Source organism: Maricaulis sp. (assembly GCF_017643475.1).
GTDB lineage: Bacteria > Pseudomonadota > Alphaproteobacteria > Caulobacterales > Maricaulaceae > Maricaulis.
This window is the reverse complement of the sequence record NZ_JAEPNI010000001.1, coordinates 1,312,540-1,330,999: the sequence shown is the minus strand read 5'-3', so window position 1 is coordinate 1,330,999 and position 18,460 is coordinate 1,312,540. Positions and strand designations below refer to the sequence as shown.

Annotated in this window: 22 protein-coding genes; 12 read left to right on the top strand and 10 right to left on the bottom strand. The window is 59.7% G+C overall.

Annotated elements, in window-relative coordinates; genetic code table 11:
- Positions 1–32 precede the first annotated feature (32 nt).
- A complete protein-coding gene (locus JJ889_RS06410; RefSeq protein WP_291892715.1) occupies positions 33–746 on the bottom strand; it encodes a cupin domain-containing protein in 714 nt (237 codons plus the stop codon).
- Positions 747–932: 186 nt separating this feature from the next.
- On the opposite strand from JJ889_RS06410, the gene JJ889_RS06405 reads away from it, so the two are divergent.
- From JJ889_RS06405 to JJ889_RS06395, 3 genes are all read left to right on the top strand, one after another.
- Positions 933–1,829: a MoxR family ATPase gene (locus JJ889_RS06405; protein ID WP_366940037.1), complete on the top strand. Its 897-nt coding sequence runs from the start codon at positions 933–935 to the stop codon at positions 1,827–1,829.
- Between the two features lie 72 nt (positions 1,830–1,901).
- Positions 1,902–2,774 (top strand): hypothetical protein, encoded by an 873-nt coding sequence (locus tag JJ889_RS06400; RefSeq protein ID WP_291892710.1) that lies wholly within the window; start codon positions 1,902–1,904, stop codon positions 2,772–2,774.
- 100 nt (positions 2,775–2,874) lie between these two features.
- Positions 2,875–4,944, top strand: a complete 2,070-nt coding sequence (locus JJ889_RS06395) for a TonB-dependent receptor (RefSeq protein WP_291892708.1) — start codon at positions 2,875–2,877, stop codon at positions 4,942–4,944.
- On the opposite strand, the gene JJ889_RS06390 is transcribed toward JJ889_RS06395, so the two are convergent.
- Positions 4,941–5,402 (bottom strand): GNAT family N-acetyltransferase, encoded by a 462-nt coding sequence (locus JJ889_RS06390; protein ID WP_291892706.1) that lies wholly within the window; start codon positions 5,400–5,402, stop codon positions 4,941–4,943. The genes JJ889_RS06395 and JJ889_RS06390 overlap by 4 nt on opposite strands.
- Positions 5,403–5,518: 116 nt before the next feature.
- On the opposite strand from JJ889_RS06390, the gene JJ889_RS06385 reads away from it, so the two are divergent.
- Positions 5,519–6,694 (top strand): VWA domain-containing protein, encoded by a 1,176-nt coding sequence (locus JJ889_RS06385; RefSeq protein ID WP_291892704.1) that lies wholly within the window; start codon positions 5,519–5,521, stop codon positions 6,692–6,694.
- Here the strand turns inward: JJ889_RS06385 and JJ889_RS06380 are convergent.
- Positions 6,691–7,314: a glutathione S-transferase family protein gene (locus JJ889_RS06380; protein ID WP_291892702.1), complete on the bottom strand. Its 624-nt coding sequence runs from the start codon at positions 7,312–7,314 to the stop codon at positions 6,691–6,693. The two genes, JJ889_RS06385 and JJ889_RS06380, sit on opposite strands and share 4 nt — an antisense overlap.
- Before the next feature lie 174 nt (positions 7,315–7,488).
- Here JJ889_RS06380 and JJ889_RS06375 point away from each other — a divergent pair, with 174 nt between their 5' ends.
- Complete coding sequence (locus JJ889_RS06375) at positions 7,489–7,812, top strand: chorismate mutase (protein WP_291892700.1); 324 nt, start codon at positions 7,489–7,491, stop codon at positions 7,810–7,812.
- On the opposite strand, the gene JJ889_RS06370 is transcribed toward JJ889_RS06375, so the two are convergent.
- Positions 7,809–8,150 carry an Hpt domain-containing protein gene (locus JJ889_RS06370; RefSeq protein WP_291892698.1) on the bottom strand — a complete coding sequence of 114 codons (342 nt, stop codon included), beginning with the start codon at positions 8,148–8,150 and terminating at the stop codon, positions 7,809–7,811. The genes JJ889_RS06375 and JJ889_RS06370 overlap by 4 nt on opposite strands.
- A 147-nt stretch (positions 8,151–8,297) precedes the next feature.
- Here JJ889_RS06370 and JJ889_RS06365 point away from each other — a divergent pair, with 147 nt between their 5' ends.
- Positions 8,298–8,738, top strand: a complete 441-nt coding sequence (locus JJ889_RS06365; protein ID WP_291892696.1) for a hypothetical protein — start codon at positions 8,298–8,300, stop codon at positions 8,736–8,738.
- Between the two features lie 260 nt (positions 8,739–8,998).
- Complete coding sequence (locus JJ889_RS06360) at positions 8,999–9,418, top strand: hypothetical protein (protein ID WP_291892694.1); 420 nt, start codon at positions 8,999–9,001, stop codon at positions 9,416–9,418.
- 78 nt (positions 9,419–9,496) lie between these two features.
- On the opposite strand, the gene JJ889_RS06355 is transcribed toward JJ889_RS06360, so the two are convergent.
- Positions 9,497–9,634, bottom strand: coding sequence for a hypothetical protein (locus tag JJ889_RS06355; protein WP_291892692.1), 138 nt, complete (start codon positions 9,632–9,634; stop codon positions 9,497–9,499).
- Positions 9,635–9,921: 287 nt separating this feature from the next.
- Between JJ889_RS06355 and JJ889_RS06350 the strand changes: the two genes are divergently transcribed.
- Complete coding sequence (locus JJ889_RS06350; RefSeq protein ID WP_291892690.1) at positions 9,922–10,404, top strand: paraquat-inducible protein A; 483 nt, start codon at positions 9,922–9,924, stop codon at positions 10,402–10,404.
- On the opposite strand, the gene JJ889_RS06345 is transcribed toward JJ889_RS06350, so the two are convergent.
- Positions 10,389–10,856 (bottom strand): MarR family transcriptional regulator, encoded by a 468-nt coding sequence (locus JJ889_RS06345; protein ID WP_291892688.1) that lies wholly within the window; start codon positions 10,854–10,856, stop codon positions 10,389–10,391. The two genes, JJ889_RS06350 and JJ889_RS06345, sit on opposite strands and share 16 nt — an antisense overlap.
- A gap of 27 nt (positions 10,857–10,883) precedes the next feature.
- On the opposite strand from JJ889_RS06345, the gene JJ889_RS06340 reads away from it, so the two are divergent.
- Positions 10,884–11,588 carry a fumarylacetoacetate hydrolase family protein gene (locus JJ889_RS06340; RefSeq protein ID WP_291892686.1) on the top strand — a complete coding sequence of 235 codons (705 nt, stop codon included), beginning with the start codon at positions 10,884–10,886 and terminating at the stop codon, positions 11,586–11,588.
- Entirely contained in the window at positions 11,585–12,235 is a 651-nt protein-coding gene (gene maiA / locus JJ889_RS06335) for a maleylacetoacetate isomerase (protein ID WP_291892685.1), read from the top strand. Before JJ889_RS06340 ends, maiA begins: the two co-directional genes overlap by 4 nt.
- Here maiA and JJ889_RS06330 read toward each other — a convergent pair.
- Positions 12,232–13,044 carry a nuclear transport factor 2 family protein gene (locus JJ889_RS06330; protein ID WP_291892683.1) on the bottom strand — a complete coding sequence of 271 codons (813 nt, stop codon included), beginning with the start codon at positions 13,042–13,044 and terminating at the stop codon, positions 12,232–12,234. The two genes, maiA and JJ889_RS06330, sit on opposite strands and share 4 nt — an antisense overlap.
- 101 nt (positions 13,045–13,145) lie before the next feature.
- Positions 13,146–14,342 carry a DUF418 domain-containing protein gene (locus JJ889_RS06325; protein WP_291892682.1) on the bottom strand — a complete coding sequence of 399 codons (1,197 nt, stop codon included), beginning with the start codon at positions 14,340–14,342 and terminating at the stop codon, positions 13,146–13,148.
- A gap of 145 nt (positions 14,343–14,487) precedes the next feature.
- Here JJ889_RS06325 and JJ889_RS06320 point away from each other — a divergent pair, with 145 nt between their 5' ends.
- Positions 14,488–14,742, top strand: a complete 255-nt coding sequence (locus JJ889_RS06320; protein WP_291892680.1) for a hypothetical protein — start codon at positions 14,488–14,490, stop codon at positions 14,740–14,742.
- 171 nt (positions 14,743–14,913) lie between these two features.
- A complete protein-coding gene (locus JJ889_RS06315) occupies positions 14,914–16,893 on the top strand; it encodes a hypothetical protein (RefSeq protein WP_291892678.1) in 1,980 nt (659 codons plus the stop codon).
- On the opposite strand, the gene JJ889_RS06310 is transcribed toward JJ889_RS06315, so the two are convergent.
- The gene (locus JJ889_RS06310; protein WP_291892676.1) at positions 16,890–17,516 is read right to left on the bottom strand and encodes an ABC-type transport auxiliary lipoprotein family protein; all 627 of its coding nucleotides are present in this window, start codon (positions 17,514–17,516) and stop codon (positions 16,890–16,892) included. The two genes, JJ889_RS06315 and JJ889_RS06310, sit on opposite strands and share 4 nt — an antisense overlap.
- Positions 17,513–18,460, bottom strand: a complete 948-nt coding sequence (locus JJ889_RS06305) for an MlaD family protein (RefSeq protein WP_291892674.1) — start codon at positions 18,458–18,460, stop codon at positions 17,513–17,515. The genes JJ889_RS06310 and JJ889_RS06305 overlap by 4 nt, the downstream gene beginning before the upstream one ends.

Sequence of the window (18,460 nt, the reverse complement as noted above, 5' to 3'; positions counted from 1 at the left end):
AGGCGCCTTTTTCGTAGTGGGCCCAAAGCCCCTTATTTCGTTCGGATCGCGTCGATCTTGGATGCAGAGACACCGTCAACAATCGTGCGGTTGATCATCGGGTGATCTTCGTCCTGGGGGCCAAAATCACTATCGGGGTGATAGGCAATGACCCGCATCTCGCTGTCATAGGTCCGGAATTTGTGGTGCCCCTCATAGGGGATCCGGAACATCACTCCCGGCTCCAGCGGGATGATGCCTTCCGGCGTGACGCACTCGCCCTTGCCGGAAAAGACCACGCCAATCCGATCGGAAGGATGCGTGTGCGACGTCTGGTCAATGCCAGGCGGGAAGTAGAGCAGGTTGAGACAGGGGTCACCCATCTTGATGGGTGAGATCAACAGGCTGTCGGTACAGCCATCGATATATTTCAGCCGCCCCTTGTCCTCGACCGGACCACCAATCGAGAAGAAGGCTTGGTGCTTGGCGCGCGCCATGACGATGCCCCGGCCGCCGGAAATACTGACGGCATTGTTGGCTGAGAAATACATACCCGATTTGAGGGTGAAACTGCCCGCATCCGTATTCACGATGGCATCGCCATCCTGGACAAAACCGAAATAGGCCGTATCCGTCGCGTCAAGATCAAGATCCTGATTGTCCCAAGCATGCAGAGTTGTTGGGAAATTCGGATCGCAATCGGCAACCTTGCCGGTCATCCATTCGAATGCGTAGAAGTTCTGCGTGTGGATCATTCCATCAGCCATCGGGGCCACCTCTAATCTATCACGATGAGTATCCCAGAGATTCGCCTTTACAGTCCCTTAATTTCGCAAGCAGAGAAAGGTGATTGGGGCAATGTGCCGCATTCAAGGTCTCGAACCTCCCCCTGGGCACGCTGCAGCTTGACGCCTACGTCACACCTACCCAAGCCGTTTGCAACGCGCTAGGTCTTGACCATGCGCTTTGAAGGTACAGACAATTACGTCGCTGATGCTGAGCTGAGCGCCGCGGTAAATGCGGCGATCGCTCTGGAGCGCCCGCTGCTCGTCAAGGGCGAGCCGGGCACCGGTAAAACCGAGCTGGCCAAACAGGTCGCCGCTGCCATGGGCATGCCGCTGATCGAATGGCACATCAAGTCGACGACTAAGGCGCGCCAGGGCCTTTACGAATACGATGCCGTTGCCCGCTTGCGCGACAGCCAGCTGGGCGATGACAAGGTCCATGACATCAACAACTACATCCGCAAGGGCAAGCTGTGGGAGGCCTTTGCGGCCGAACAACGCTCCGTGCTGCTGATCGACGAGATCGACAAGGCCGATATCGAGTTTCCCAACGATCTCCTGCAGGAGCTCGACCGGATGGAATTCCACGTCTACGAGACAGGTGAGACCATCAAGGCGGAACAGCGCCCGGTCGTCATCATCACTTCGAACAATGAGAAGGAATTGCCGGACGCCTTCCTGCGCCGCTGTTTCTTCCATTTCATCGCCTTCCCGGACGAGGAAACGATGCGCGCCATCGTCGAGGTGCATTTCCCGGGGCTGAAGGGCCGGTTGCTCGCAGAGGCGCTCAAGCTGTTCTACGACGTGCGCCAGGTCCCCGGCGTGAAGAAGAAGCCCTCGACGTCGGAGCTGCTCGACTGGCTGAAACTACTGCTGGTCGAGGATGTTGATCCTTCCGTGCTGACCGAACGTGATCCGCGCAAGCTGATCCCGCCGCTGCACGGCGCCCTGTTGAAGAACGAGCAGGACGTCATGCTGTTCGAAAAGCTTTCCTTCATGATGCGGCGCAATCCCGAACCTGGCGGCGCTCCGGCTGGCGGACCGCGTGACCCGGGCGCGATCTGAGCCAGCTTACCGCTTATTCACTCGGTGCTCGGCGAGTGTTTTCATGCTCTTCCCGCACATCGGGAGGACATGATGAAACACGCATTTTGTGCCGGTATTCTGGCAGCCAGCCTTGCCATGCCGGCCTTCGCACAGGACGAGGCCCCAGCCGATTTCATGTCCGCCTTCCGGCAGGTGATTCCACATGTCATGGCCGGAGACTGGGAGTCCGCGCTGGCGCCGGCAGAAACCGCTCTGGCCCTGGCCGACACGCCGATGGATCGATATCGCATTCGCCACATGCTCACGGATATCAATGCGCGCCTGGGGTATTGGGAGGCGACCGGGCGGTATGCGAGGCAGGCTGCGGACGTCATCCACGGTGATGCAGAGCTTGCAGCGACCCGCATGGTCATGGCCTCCCACATGGCCGCCGAAGAGGCCCGCGCTGCCTGGCATCCGGGCGACACGGCTCGCCTGGCAGACGCCAATGCCCGCATGCTGCGCGATCACCCGGAGGCCAGCCCCGGCTGGCAAGTCCAGGGCGATCAGGGCGCGCGCCACATGCAGGGCCTGCAATGCCCGCTTTTCATTGCCGACCATCTGCGCTTCGACGTTTATGGCGGCAGCGAGGGCGACCCGGCCTGCCTTTACTGGAACCACGAGGATATCGGGCTTCGCCTGACCCAGGGCAGTCATGCTTCAGCAGAGGCCGAACGCATGGGCGAAACCTATCCGGACTTGCAAAGCACCCGGTTCGAGATCGTCACGACGGGCACAGGCGAAAACGCGCCCCTGACCTCCTGGTCACTGGGCGCATCTCGCCCGGGCACGCCGGAACAATTCGCCATGACCCTGGAACACCCGCTCCAGCCCTGGACTGTCACCGTGCAATACCCGGCCGGACAAGACGCCGCTGCGCGAGCGGTGTTGCTGCAGGCCTTTGTCAGCCAGCAACCGGATTAACGCCGTCGGGCGCCCCTTAAATCCTACAAACCTGTCATTTGCCACACAAAGAAAGCTCGGCTACATGCAGCGGACCTAAAACGTTATATTATAACATCTCATGAATAGACCGCTTGTCTCCGCCTGCCTTCTCGTCACCCTTTCCGCCACCGCTGCTGCCCAGGACACATCGACGGCTGATATTATTCACATCTGGGGCCAGGGAATGGACCAGATTGGCGTGGCTCAATCTGCGACCGAAGGGGTCGTCGGCTATGATGACATCTCGACACGACCGATCGGGAGAGTGGGTGAACTCGTTGAAGTCATCCCGGGCATGATCGCGACGCAGCACTCCGGAACGGGCAAGGCGAACCAGTATTTCATGCGGGGTTTCAATCTGGATCACGGTACAGATTTCGCCGGCTTCATCGATGGTGCGCCGGTCAATATGCGCAGCCATGGCCATGGCCAGGGCTATCTGGATCTCAATCCACTCATCCCGGAATTCGTATCTGAAATTCGTTTTCGCAAGGGTGCCTATCGTGCAGATGATGGTGATTTTTCACTCGCCGGGTCGGCCCGTTTCGCCCTCTATCAGCAATTGCCATCCAACTTCGCCAGCCTGGAGATCGGCGAATTTGGATACAGCCGAGCCGCTGCAGGCGTCAGCCATGAGACCGATTCCGGCGCACTGACCTTCGGCGGTGAACATGTCCTGTATGACGGCCCATGGAGCACGCAGGAGGACGCAGAGCGCATCAATCTGCTCGCCCGCTACGTGGCCCCGGCCTTTGGTGGTGATGCCAGCTTCACCCTCATGTATTACGATGCCGACTGGCGCGGCGCCGACCAAATTCCAGAACGAGCATTGAATGTGTATGGCCGTTTTGGTGTTATCGACCCGACGCTCGGGGGGCAATCGGAACGCCTCGCTGCCACAGCACGTTGGGAAAATCACCTCGCTGAGGTCAACGCCTGGATCGTCCGGTCCGACTTTACGCTCTACTCCAATTTCACCTATTTCCTCGAAGGCCCGGTCAATGGCGACCAATTCGAACAACGAGACGAACGCTGGATGTACGGGGCACGCTATCGTCAGCACGCGCACGTCGCAGATTCTCTTCAGCTCAGCTGGGGTGCCGAGCTTCGTCATGACGACATCGGTGAAATCGGCCTGCACCACTCTCGTGAGCGCGAACGACTGGACACGGTCCGCGAAGACGCCATCGAACAGACAAGCTTCGCGACGCACATCGAGCTGAACTGGCAAGCGACCGACGCACTGCGCGTTATGGGGGGACTCCGCGCAGACTGGATGCAGGTCGATGTTGACGCCCGGACCCTCGCTGCCAATGGCGGCACCGCAGATGACGCCCTGCTTGCACCAAAGTTCGGACTGGCCTGGCGCGCCTCCCCGGCCGTTGAACTCTACGCCAATTACGGCCGTGGTTTTCACTCCAATGATGCCCGTGGCGCCACTATTACGCTGGACCCAAGCACGGTCGTGATCACGGATCCGGCTGAGCCGCTGAACCCGGCCCATCACGTGCCGGGCGGAAAGCCAAATGCACCTGCAGTCGCTGTTCCGCTGCTAGTCCCGGGCGATGTCGCCGAGCTGGGCGTCCGCTGGCAGACCGACCACGTTCATTTCACGGCGGCTGCGTTCTGGCTGGAGCTCGACAGTGAGCTGGTTTTTGTCGGCGATGGCGGCTCCACAGAACCCAATGATGGATCCGAACGTCATGGTTTCGAAGCGGCCATGTTCTGGACGATCAATGACTGGCTGGTCGCCGACCTGGAAGCCTCCTGGACTGACGCCCGCTTCAAGACCAATGGCAGCGAGGATCACATTCCCGGCGCGGTGGAGACCGTGCTCAGTGGAGGCCTTATTGGCACTTGGGACGATTTCACCCTGTCTGTACGGGTGCGTCACTTCGGCGAAGCGCCTCTGATCGAGGACGGGTCAGTCCTCTCGGATCCGACAACCCTGGTAAATCTGGGCGGTGAATACCGCTTCGGTTCAGCCGCGCTGTCTGTCGACGTTTTCAATCTCTTCGACGCACAAGATGCGGACATCACGTACTTCATCGAAAGCCGGCTCGCTACAGAAGCGACTGCGGTTGAAGATCGTCACCTTCGCAGCGTTGAACCGCGACAGATTCGCGCCGCAATCCGCTGGCAATTTTAAAGGCCCAGCTTCATGCCTTCATGGCTGGGAACAAACCCGAGGCGTTCGTAGAAGCGCAGTGCGTCGGGCCGGCTCTTGTCGGTGGTCAACTGGACCAGGCCACAGCCTTTCCGGCGGCACTGCTCGATTGCCCATTCGAACAAAACCTGGCCATAGCCCTCGCCCCGAGCGCGTGAATGGATGCGCACACTCTCGATCTGACCGCGCCACATTCCCCTGCGCGACAGACCGGGAATAAAGCTGAGCTGTAGACATCCGACGATGCCCTCGCCGTCCTCGGCAACGGCCAGATATTGGTTGGGATCGGTGTCGATGGCAGCAAATGCCTCGACATAGTCACCGTGCACCGGATCGGCGACGACCTCCCGGCTCGCCCCCAATGCGTCATCGGCCAGCATGTTGATGATCGCAGAGAGATCGTCGGCGCGGGCCCGTCGGAGGGTGAGGTTTTTGGGCATGGTGTTGGTCCCAGTTCGATTGAAAGCCTCAAACAAATCTAGCCGTTTGTCGTCGACTGATGAAAGGCGGCATCACGGTGCTGGAAAAGAAGCTGTGAGCACCCTAGTCTCTTGTCATGCTGCATCATTTCTTCACCGAGCTCCGCGCCGCCAAGATCCCGGTTACGACCCGCGAATACCTGACCCTGCTGGAAGCGCTCGACAAGGGCGCCATCGATCCGAGTATCGGGCATTTCTACTCGGTCAGTCGCGCCGCGCTGGTGAAGGATGAGAAGGATTTCGACAAGTTCGACATGGTCTTCGGTCATGTCTTCAAGGGCGTGGAAGCGCTTGGCGCCCTGTTCGAGACCGAGGAGATCCCGGACGAATGGCTCAAGGCCATGATGCAACGTCTGCTCACCGAGGAGGAAATGGCCGAGCTTCAGGCCCTGCCCTTCGACGAGCTGATGGAGACGCTCAAAAAACGCCTCGAGGAACAGGAAAAACGCCACGAAGGCGGCAACAAGTGGATCGGCACCGGCGGCACCTCGCCCTATGGCCATTCCGGCTATAATCCGGCTGGCGTGCGCATTGGCGGTCAGAGCCAGCACAAGAAGGCCGTGAAAGTCTGGGAACAGCGCCGCTACAAGGACCTGGATGGCGAGCGCGAGCTGGGCACACGAAATCTCAAGGTCGCCCTGCGCCGCCTGCGCAAGTTTGCCCGCGACGGGGCGCAGGAAGAGCTGGACCTGGGTGGCACGATCGACGCGACGGCGAAACAGGGCTGGCTGGACGTGATCATGCGCCCGGAACGCCGAAATGCCATCAAGGTCCTCGCCCTGTTTGATGTCGGCGGATCCATGGATTCCTATGTGCGCATGTGTGAGGAGCTGTTCTCAGCGGCCCGCGGCACGTTCAAGAACCTGGAATATCTTTACTTCCACAACTGTCCCTATGAAGGGATGTGGAAGTCCAATCTGCGCCGACGCGCCGAGACCGTGCCAACTTTTGACCTGATGCACAAATACCCGGCGGACTGGAAAGTCATCATCGTCGGAGACGCCGCCATGGCACCCTACGAGATCACGCATCCGGGCGGTTCGGTGGAACACTGGAATGAAGAGGCCGGCGCCGTCTGGCTGCAGCGCCTCGTCGATACCTGGCCCAACCTGATCTGGCTCAATCCGCAAAAGGAAGACTGGTGGGAGTATTCCTACTCCACCCGCCTCATCCAGGACATTATCGGCCCCCACCGCATGTTCCCGCTGACACTTGAAGGTGTCGATGATGCGATGAAGGAATTGGCGCGCTAGCCAACCGGGTCGAACCGGCCGTCATTGACGTCGATACCAAGCTCGTTCTCCACACGCGCGACCCAGCCGCGAACGTTGAGGAATTCGTCCAGGTCGAAACCACCCTCATCAGCCACCCGCGTATAGGCAACCAGCGCGATGTCTGCCAGAGAGAGCTGTTCGGCGACGATGAAGTCGCGGGACAGGAGCCGCATTTCCATAACGCCCAGGGCACGGCGGCCCTTGGCCATCAACTCCGGATCAATCTGGTCATCATCCAGGCCTTTGTAGGCTTTCTGGAGACGGCGAACAGCGATGGCCGGCTCGTGGCTGTACTGTTCCCAGAACATCCATTCGAGCATTTTGGCGACATCAAAACTGTCCTCGGGAATGAGCGCAGAGCCCTCGGCAAGATGGAAGCATATGGCGTTGGACTGGGCCAGGATACGGCCGTCCGGGCGAACCAGGCACGGCACCTGACCGGCCGGATTGATAGCGAGAAAATCCTCGGTGCGTGTCTCACCCTTGAGAATGTCGACATTCTGCCAGTCATAGGTCAGGCCCATGCGATCGGCCGTCCACTTCACCTTCAGACAGTTTCCACTGCGCTGGTCGCCATAGACTTGAATGGGCTGGTTCATGCGGGCCTCCTGATCGTTACGATGCACCATAGCGGGGCGGCGACAAAGGTCGAGCCGGAATAAGGATCATCGAAAGCATTTCGCCGGGCGCTTTACCGGTGTGTGACAGCTCGTCGCTTGGGCCCGTCGCAGAGGCATTCTATAAAGCAGGGCAAATCACAAGGATCAAACCGCATGACAACCGTGTCCGACCTCAATATCACCGCTCCGGAAGACTGTGAAAACATGGCGCAGGTACGCGAGGGTGTGGATGCGCTGGACCGCGAGCTGGTCGCCCTGATCGCCACGCGGGCCAGATACATGGAAGCCGCTGCTCGCATCAAACCCAATCGCGGTGTGGTGCGGGACGAGTGGCGCATCAATGATGTGATTTCCAAGGTCGTGGCCGAATCCGAACGTGTCGGTCTGAGCACTCGTATCTCCGAGCCCGTCTGGCGGGAATTGGTGGAACGCTCAATCGCCTATGAATTCACCATTTGGGACAAGACCCGAACTTAATCGGCCAGCTCTCCAAAGGCCGAGCGGGTCTGAGCGACCATCTGTTCGATCTGCACACGCGCTCCCGGCCAGGCCAGTGCGGGCAATTCCTCGGCCTCGTCGCACAGATCTCCCAGCGCAAATGCCCCAACACCGCGAGACGATCCCTTGAGCGTATGCACGGCCGTACGCCACTCCGAACGCTCACGCGCCAAACCCATCATGCCGACACAGCGATCCGCCTGGTCAAGCATCAATGAGACCAGCTCGCGCTGAAGCTCGACATCCTCGCCGGTATAACGAAGCAGATGTGCGTGATCGAAAAGCGGTGAGCCGCCGGATTTGAGTTCTGCAACCATGCCAGCGAGATTATCCGGCCTGTTCTTAACATCCCGCTTACCCCCCGGCGACCAACGCGGGAAACGTTTATCGAGGTGAATTTTTCGTTCAGCTTCGCGTCAGGCGGGAAAATGCATTATGCTTTACTCGCAAGAAGGAGCCGAAGCATGAAGATCATTCTCGCTGCCCTTATCGCTGCTGCCGGGCTTGGCCTGGCTGGAACTTCCGCGCATGCAAGTGCACTGCCCGGCGACGCACCGGCTCTCAAACAGAATCAGCTGACGACTGCCAAGGTGGCCCATCCACAGGATCGTCGTCACGGCTATCGCGGTCGCCATGATCACCACCGCGACCGGGACGGTTACCGCAATCCGCGCCATCGGCACGGCTATTATGATCGAGGCCGCTATGGCCGAGGTTATTATGGACCCAGCCGCTATCAGGGCCGACGCTGTTGGCGCGAGGAGCGGTACGGGCATTTCCGCGGCCGCCCGGCCCTCATTTCAGAACGCGTGTGCCGGGATCGTCGAGGCTTTCTCTATGTTGAACGGGGGTCGGCGCGCCTGATCCACTTCATCGATCGCCGGGGTCGGCGCGGACGCTACTAGGAACGTCCCGCTGTGGTTGAATGGCATCAGCCCGTCACCCAGATTTCACTTCTTGAAACCTGAAAGCTGTGGCAGTCACGGATGGCGCGGACCTGTTGGGGAACAGGTCTGGCCAGTCGAGGGGACATCGGCAGTTTCCAGGTCATTATCCGCAGGCGAAAAATGCCGCGAATGCAATTTGTGATCACACCTGCCCCATAACCGCCTGTTTTGGCCGGTCTCCTTTCAATGGTGGGGGCGTGGAAGCGTGATGGACTTGTATGCTTGAGTGTACGCATCTGATCCTTGGATTGTTTGTGGGGAATTGTCCGGAACCCCGTGAGGACGAGTATCGACCGTATGCCCGGATCGAGGCCGTGGTCGAATTCGACCCGACCAGCTGGCGGGTCCTGATCTCAAATCAAGGCGGTTATGTTCTGGAACAATGCATCATCGAACTGTCCTCTGATCGCGGGCGTTTCGGCTATCGCCATGTGATAGAACTGGTGCCAGGCGAGCTGAACGCGCTTGACCGGTTCGACTTCCGCAACCGTCTCAATGATGCCCCGCGCGATCTCGACACCTTGCGCATTGAATGCCTGGACACCGAACGTCTCGACGTCATCGTCGAACGGCTGGAAGTGGATCGCGAGGACGATCCGCCCCGCCGCTGGCAGCGCCTCGTCCCGGCCTTCCAGTAGACAAACAAACGCCCGGATCGAAAGGGGGAGACGGTCCGGGCGTTTGCGTTCAACAAGGCGACATCAAGGGGGGAGAGATCAGCCTGCCTTGCGAACCTCGGTGAGGAAACTTTCAACGGTCTGGTGAAGGCGCTCGGCGCGCTCGGTCACGGTGCGTACGGATTCAAGAACATCCCGCGACGCCTCGCCGGTCTGCTGGGCCCGAAAGCTATACATCACGCGCAGCAATCGCGGGGAGGAGTATGTTGCGCATGATTGTCCCTTTTGCGGATATTGAGGTTGATCGCCTCAACTTCCCGGGGATTGTGGCCCTCAAGTATTAACCATAAATTTTTTGTGTAGTCATATCCTATACATCACGCGGAAAAGTTGTTTATCTCCTAAAACCTTGCGTCAACTTCCTGTTGTTTTTTGCTCGAAACCAGGCGACCAAACAACTCGGAGATGTATGCGTCGTCATTTTGCCTTTTTCACGTGTTGCCCTGCCCGCAAGCGGGGGAACCATGACTGCAAGACCGAAAAAGCCTGCCAACGGCATGACCACAGCGCTGCTGGTCCTCTCTACAGCCCTTTTGCCGCTCGGGCTCTTCCTGCCCTCACTGGAAACCACACAGTTCGCATTCTGGCGCGGCGAACACTCGATCATCGGGGTGGGCATCAGCCTTCTGGAAGGTGAGGAATACCTGCTTGCCGGCGCGGTGTGGTCCTTCTCCGTCATCTTCCCGACTGCAAAACTGGTCTGGATGTGGCGCCTCAATCAGCGGACCGGGGAGTTATCACGTCCGATGATCCGGCGACTGGAATGGTTTGGTAAATGGTCGATGGGCGATGTCTTCATCATCGCGCTGATCGTCTTCTCGGCGCGCAGCAATTCCATCCTCGACGTTTCAATCGCGCCGGGCCTTATCGCCTTTAGCCTGTCAGTCTTCTTCGCCATGATGGCTTCCGGCCGGATCGCCAGCCGTGAAGCTCAACCGTCAGATTGATCGAGCAATTCCTGGGCGCTTGCCCGTACCTTTTCGAGCAATCTGGCCAACTGTTCCCGCTCCACAGCACTCAGCCGCTCCAACAATCGCCCCTCGGCCTCCCGTGCCATGGGCACAACGTCCTGGTAGACATCCTTGCCGGCCGCCGTCAGGTGCAATAGCCGCGAGCGCCCATCGCCCTCATGTGCGACACGCTCGACGAGTCCACGATCCACCAGGTTCTTGACCGCGCGTGAGACAGCGACCTTGTCCATTGCCGCCATGTCAGCCAGGTCCTGAGCGGTAATGGACCGCCCTTCCCCCAGAATTGCCAGCGTCCGCCACTCCCAGATCGACAGCCCGAAACGCGCCCGGTACGCACGAGCCACCATTCGGGAAACCCGGTTGGACGTGATGGCCAGGCGATAAGGCAGGTATTCGGACAGACGAAGCGCGGGATTCGATTGGGTCATGCGTATACAAATCACACAGTTTCGCTTGTGGACAAGCCTTTCCGCTCCTCGACCGACACCCCCCAGGCAGGCTATGTGAGCCCCATGACCGATTTGACAGACCTGCCGGCACCGGTCCGGCTCACGATAAACGGCGATGACCGGAGCTTCCCGGTCGGGCGCATCTTCTGTATCGGCCGCAATTATGCGGCACACGCAGCGGAAATGGGCTCGGCGCCGGAACCTATCTTCTTCATGAAACCTGGCAGCGCCGCTACGCAAGCTGTTGAAATTGCTTACCCGGGCCAGACTGAGGATTTGCACCACGAAATCGAGCTGGTTCTCGCCCTGGGCAAGGATGGCGAGATCATCGCCTGCGGCGCTGGCGTGGATCTGACGCGGCGGGACCTGCAGGCCCGGATGAAAAGCAAGGGCGCGCCCTGGGAAATCGGCAAGGGTTTCGATAATTCCGCCATTCTCGCCCCCCTCCAGATCGGGAATGGACCACGAGAAGGTTATATAAAACTGTCGGTTAACGGTCAGGAACGGCAATCCGGCAGGCTCGAAGACATGATCCTGCCGCCCGACGATATGGTTGCGGCACTCCGGCAGTATTTTGACCTGTTGCCCGGCGACCTCATCTTCACCGGAACCCCAGCAGGCGTCGGCGCCTTGCAGCCGGGAGACATTGTTGAGGGCGAGATTGAAGGCCTGCCAAAGTTGAGATTTCAGATTAAGGAACGCGCACAATGAACGTGAAACTGTATGGCTACTGGCGATCCAGCGCAGCCTATCGCTTGCGCATTGCGCTCAACCTGAAGGGCGTCGCTTATGACCAGGTCTCGATCAATCTGAAGGATGGCGAACAGAACGGCGAAGCGTGGCTGAAGATGCAGCCGCAGGGCCTCGTGCCGGTGCTTGAAGCCGACAATCACCGTCTGGTGCAATCACCTGCCGTGCTGGAGTGGATCGAGGAGACCTGGCCCGAGCCTGCCCTCCTCCCGGGCAATGCCGCTGATCGTGCCCTGGTCCGGGGTTGGGCAGCGGCCATAGGCTGTGACATCCACCCGGTCCAGAACCTGCGCATCCTCAAGGCGGCAGCTGCAATCGACGGCTCCGGACTGGCCGGAATGAAAGCCTGGGCCAATCGCTGGATCACGACGGGGCTGGAAGGCCTGGAAGCCCTGGTCGCCTCTCATAAGCGTTCCAGCGCGTACCTGTTCGGAGATGCACCATGCATGGCCGAAGTCTATCTGGTGCCCCAGCTCTACAACGCCAGGCGATGGGGAGTTGAGGTCGAGGCCTTTCCAACCCTGCTGGCAGCGGACACGGCGTGCCGGGAGCTTGCGGCATTTGCCGATGCAATACCGGAAGCTCAACCGGACGCCGTGGCGGACTAGGTCTGAACAGCTTCCCAGAACATGTTCACGGTCTTCCATTCATCGTTGAGGCGCTGAAGAAACACCCATTCCGACCGGTCCGGCGCGTCAATCCGCGCCGCTGCCGTACGGCGGTTCGCTTCAAACACCATGGCCTGCGAAGCCGAGCGGTGTTCCGGTCGTGACAGGAGTTGTTGCTGCACCATCTCCAGCGTTTCATGTTGCAGGAATTCCAGCTCGCCGCCGCGAACCACATGGCGCCGGTCGGCATCTGGATAGATGACACTCTCGATCAAATCATAATCAGCGGTGTCCCAGCCGGCCGCATAGCGCATCACGACGTCGTGCACGTCCGCCATATCGGCGGCACGGTTCGGGTTATCGATCTGCGAATGCCCTCCATAGGCGCAGTTCACCAACACCCATTGCCCGTTAATATGGGTCCCCAGGAAGAAATCATACCAATCCGTATCCGCGGTCAGCTGAAACACGCCGACATTTGCCGTTGAATCGAAAAAGTCGACACCAACGGTCGAGTGTTCAACGCTCAGCCGGTTATCATAATTATAGACTTGGCCAAGAACACGCAGCGTTCCGGGCGGCAGTTCCTCGGTGATATCGATACCGGTTCCGCGAAAATTGCTCCACACGCCAATTTTCAACAATTCCGGATGCACCACGGAAAGGACCAAATCGGCATCCCGAGAGTAGAAGCCGTGGGCAAATGTTTCGGCGAGTGGCCTGAGGGCGGTTTCGGTCTGCGGGTCTTCAGCCCAGCCGGATGGTGAAAGGGCGAATCCTGCGCACAGGGCGACAAGCGTTCGACGCATAGTACACTCCTTGATGTTAGTACTAAGTGTCGCCGCACCTGATCCAAACCTACCGCCAGCAACGTCAGCAGGAGAGTGTCAATTCGGTGATGTTGTTCACGTCACTGTGACCGGGACAGCGGCAGCTGGCGACCATAGGTCATGGACCGCCAGGCCCATTCAAGAGGGCCATAACGATAGCGCGCCAGCCACAAGGGCGACCAGACTAGCTGCAGCCCCCATACCGCCAGCACAATGATCAACTGCCCCACCCGGTCGACCTGACCGAACAGGCCCAGCCCCGGCAGTCCGACAAAGACCAGTGTCATCAGAAGTGTCTGGCTGAGATAGTTGGTAAAGGCCATTCGTCCCGTCTGCGCCAGAAGATTGGTGACTGGCTGTAACCAGCCGGCCTGGCAGATCAGCATAACCACTGCCGCGTAGCCGAAGGCCAGCACCAGAGAGCCCACATATTGAGACAGCATCGTTATCCAGGCGGATGTGGGTGCGAACCCCGTGGCAAGCGCGTAGCTGGCGCTCCAGCCACACAGGAGGAGACCGACCGGCACCGCGATCAAGGCCGAGCGCATATAACGTTCACGCGACCAACCAAGGGTGAGGAAACCCAGACGGAACAGGGCCATGCCCAACAGCATGACGCCCGCGATACGGCCACCGAAGAAAACCAGCTGGATCAGCTGGAACATGACCGCATTGCCCATATTGTAAGGCAGACGATCCAGGAAACCGGCCTGATAGAGCGCCGTGATGTCATTGACACGTTCAGCGGTGAAGCCCATGGCCTCGGCACCGGAAACATCATCGCCCAGCAGACCCTGGATAGCGGCACCCGACACCATCAACAAGCCGGTGAACGCGATCAGGCCGAGTCCCAGACCGATCTGGCCGAAAGGCGTCATGCGGCGTGCGGTGACGACCACCATTCCTGCCAAGGCGTACGGCACCAGGATATCGCCATACCAGAACACATAGGCGTGGATCATGCCGAACATGAGCAGCCAGCCCATGCGGCGCCAATGACGTTTATGAGCCGCATCTCCCGTACCCAGCATGAGGACGATGCCAGCCCCGAACATGGCCGAAAACAGGGTGATGAACTTCATGGAGAAGAAGGTGTGCACAAACCACCAGACTGCCTGGTTGGCCGGCGCGTCGAAATTTCCCTGAATGTAGGGATGGTCCGCCGCGACATACGTCATGGCGAAGAACTGGATATTCACCATCAAAATGCCGAGCACTGCGAGACCGCGCAGCGTGTCCAGGCACTCAAATCGTGTCGCTCGCGGCGAAGTCGGCATCAAATTCCCCCAAAAAGTGATTCCGCCCGGATTCTGCCCCAATCTTACAGATTTTTCACCGGCATCACCCCTATTGTGAATTGTATCGGCTGTGGCGCAAGCGCATAACGCAATCGTCCTTATTCGTGCGGGAGCTAAGGATCCTATGGCCTGGATTGCAGATCTGATTGAGTGGTTAGCCATCTTCTCGATGTCCCTGATGGGCGTCGAGCTGACGCGAACGGACGGATGTTCCGAGGGCGGTACGGACTTCTCGGTAATCGGCAACACGCGCGAAATCGTTGAGTTTATTCCGGGTGACCGGATCGCCTACGTCTTCGATGACTGTAATACCGGCGCCATAGAGGATATCCGCTACGAGACCGTCAACGCTGCGCTGACGACTGTCTACAAAAGCTGATCCCTAACAATTTCGCTCCAATTTCCCCGGGCAAATATCGAGTTTGCATAGTTTATCTGTGTCTAAGCTGCGCCAGACCGCGTAAGCTTGTTATAGATTGATTAACCCGATGGTTTTTCCGACGCAGGGCTGGCGTGAAGAAGTCGCGCGCCCGGTCAAGAAGAGACTCCCATGACCGGAAATACGAAAAACAAAACAAGCACTTTGTCAGATATCGACGTCCTGCCGGACGCCGCCGACGCGCCCTTGATGGCCAGCATCGACCAGGCGATCAGCGACGAATCGGATCGCGCAAACCGGCGACGCAAACCGGCCGGAACCGCATCGCCCGGCGCCTGGCTGGTCTGGATCGGCAATTCCTTCGGCCTGCTCTGGATTGGTGCTGCAGGCGCTTTTTTGTGGGGATATCTCGGCATTCAGAGCCTTGAAAACCTTACCCAGTTCGGCTTTGGCCAGCTGACGGGCCTTGCGGCCTTCGCACTCACACCCGCCCTGCTCTTTGTAATGTGTGGCCTTATGGCGCGGGAGATTGCCCGCAATTCCCAGAATACTGACCGCGTGGAAGAAGCCATCCACCGCCTTGCTGACCCGGCTGCCTATACCGAGGGTCAGGTGCGCAATCTGGCGACCGCGGTTTCCGGTGAGGTCGAGCGCATCAATTCATCCATGGACAGCGCCCTCGCCCGGCTCGCGGCCATGGAAGAAGTGATCAGCCACCACGCCGAGACGCTGGAACAGTCTGCCGGCGACGCCCACATGCGCACCGAAACGCTGCTGGGCGGCCTGCGCAAGGAGCGTTTGCGTCTCAGCGAGGTATCAGAATCCCTGGATGACAAGGCGGCGCTGATAGCCGCTGCGATCTCCGATCAGTCCAAGATGGTCGCTGCTGCGGCGGAACTTGCCGCCACTCAGGCCAACGACACCGAACAGAAAATCCTGGCCAGCGTTGAAACGCTCAATGATGCCAGCGTGAAAATATCCGACCGCGGCCAGATGGTCTCCACCAAGATCGCCGAGCGCGTCGAAAATCTCGGCGAGATGTCCGACACGCTCAAGGAGCGCGCGGAAAATCTGGACGCGGCCTATGTCAAACACCGCAAGCGTCTGAACGATGCGGGCGAAGCCCTGCGCCAGGAGCAGGAAAAGATCGCCGCCGCGCTCGACTTCCACCGTGCCGAACTGGAGACGATGGTCACCACCGCTCGCGATGGTGCGGAAGCCCTCAACACCGCGACCACGGACGGTGCCTCGGCCTTCCGCGATGCGGTTGAGGACGCGCTGACACGCTCGCGGGATCTGGCCAGCAATATCCGCCAGGAATCCGAATACGCTGCCCGTGAACACGAAAGTGCACTGGCACGTCTGGTGGCCTCCGCCCAGGAAGCAAAGTCCATCTCCCAGGCAGCGATCGAAGCCATTGAGGACCAGGCCGATGCCGTGGCCTCCAAGGTCCAACAAGCAAACGAAGCCGCCTATGAGGCTGCAAACCGCTCGGACCAGGCTTTCGAAATGCGTCTGGCAGAGGCTGAAAAACTGACCTCGAAGGCCTCCCAGGCCGCCGACGATGCAGCCGAGTCCGTACGTCGCCGCCTTGAAGCGGTTCTGGCTTCTGCTCGCGCCGAGACCCAGACGGTCGAACGCCAGGTCGAAAGCATGACCGAACGCCTCGACGAGCTGCCGGAACTGGCTCGTCGCCGCGCCCAGGAGGCCGCCGATGCCCTTCGCCGGGGGCTGGAAGGCCTCAATGCAGCAGCTATGACCGCTGCCGAAGAGGCACAGGAAATCGATGCCGCCTTCCAGGCACGCATCCGCCAGAACTACGAATTGCTGAGTGATTTCATGTTGCGCATGGGTTCTGTTGCGGGCGGCCGCCGCGCGCCCGAACTGGGCCTCAATGAAGTGCCCTCACCACTGCCGCGCCGTCCGCGCAATGAAACGGTCGAGGACTCGCCCCCCAGTGCCGATAATGACGAGGCCCCCTCAAAAGACGAGATGCATCGCCCGCTGACCGGTATGAAGGGCGCGGCAGATAAGAGTGTCGGCTTCCCGGAACGCGAGAACAACGCTGCGCGCAAGGATCCGGGCTGGCGCTGGAAGGACCTTCTCTCCTCCATGCCGGAGGAGGATGACGGAAATTCGGGCGGGCGCTAGCCGCGCGCCCGGACGGCCGTTCCGGTCCATTCTGCTAGATCACCGGCAAGATCGGTTGAAGCCGCGTTGAACGCATCCACGATGGCGCTGACGCGGTTATCGCTGGCGCGCCGAGTAACCGTGAACACACGCGAGCCGACCATTTCACGTCCACGTTCCTCGACCAGGCGCGCCATGATGCGAACACGGATCAGTGGGGCGCTATTCTCGCCCTGATCATAAACCGCCTCGAAGGAACGCAGGTCCATCCTCAGCTCGTACTCGCTGCGCACGGCATCCGTCGGATAGACCGGGTCCACGCCATTTCCCGTCGCGTGGAATGTATCCACGACCAGGCCCTGCAATGCGTTTGGCGCCGGAGATATCCAGGCCGCGCCGGACAGATAGGCAAGATGACCTTCGACTCGTTCGATGGCGATCTCATCACCGGACAGTCCAGCCGGAGCGCTCGGGCGTTCGATTTCAACAATGATACCCGGCGGATTATCGCTGGCGCGCGGCGTCGGCGAAGACAGACGATAAACCGCGACTGGCTCGGTCTCAGGCAAAAGCGATACACAGGCCGAGGCGGACAGCGCCGTCAGGCCGGCCAGGAGAAGTTTGATTGAACGCGATGCACTCATTGCGGAATCTCCACGGTCTCACGCGGTGAGCCGGCGATGAAACCGCCGGGATTGTTTTCAAGATCAGCTGAAATGCGTTCCAGCGCCTCCGTCAGGCGCTGCAGATTGGCCGCCGAACGGGTGATGTTATTGAGGCCATTATCAGCAAAGTCTTCCAGCGCCGGGGTCACGGATTGCACCAGTGTATTGGTGTCCACCGCCGCCTGGTTTACGGCCATCGCCGCCAGCGTCGTCTCGTTGACCGCAGCGGTGAGGTCATTGGCCACGAAGGTCGTCGTGGTCTCCGAGAATTCCTGCAGTGATTGCGCGGCCACCGAGATGTCCTGTGCCGCCGTATTGATCTGGGCGAGGGTTTCCCGGGCGTCCTCGATCAGCGCCCCCTCTTCGGACAGGCGATCGGTGATCTCCCGCAGATTAGTCAGCGTCTCTGCGACCTCATCCACATTCTCCTCGCTTAGCAGGTCGGACAGCCGGATAAGCGCGATCTGTGCTGCATCAAGAACGTCCTCGGATCCTTCCACCAGCCCCTCGAGCTGGGCGCGCCGGGCAAAGATGCGTGGCGGCGGTCGGCCAATCTGGCTTTCCAGGCGTGGCGCTTCGGGGGAGCCCCCGGAGATCAGTATATAGGACAGGCCGGTCAGGCCCTGGGGTTCGAGCTGGGCGAAACTGTCAACACGAACCGGGGTCTGCGAAAGAACCTCGATCCGCGCGATCACCCGGCTCTGCTCGTCCAGTCCCAACTCCTTCACCTCACCGACCTGAATGCCGTTGAAACGCACCTCGGCAGACTCGCGAAGCCCTCGCACCGGCCCGTCAAAGACGATGTCGTACTGGGAAAACTCCTCCGAGGTGACCTTGGCCATCCACAGGGTGAACAGGATGCCTGCGGTGATCAATGTCACGGCAAACAGGCCGACGAGTATGTGATGTGCTTTGGTTTCCAT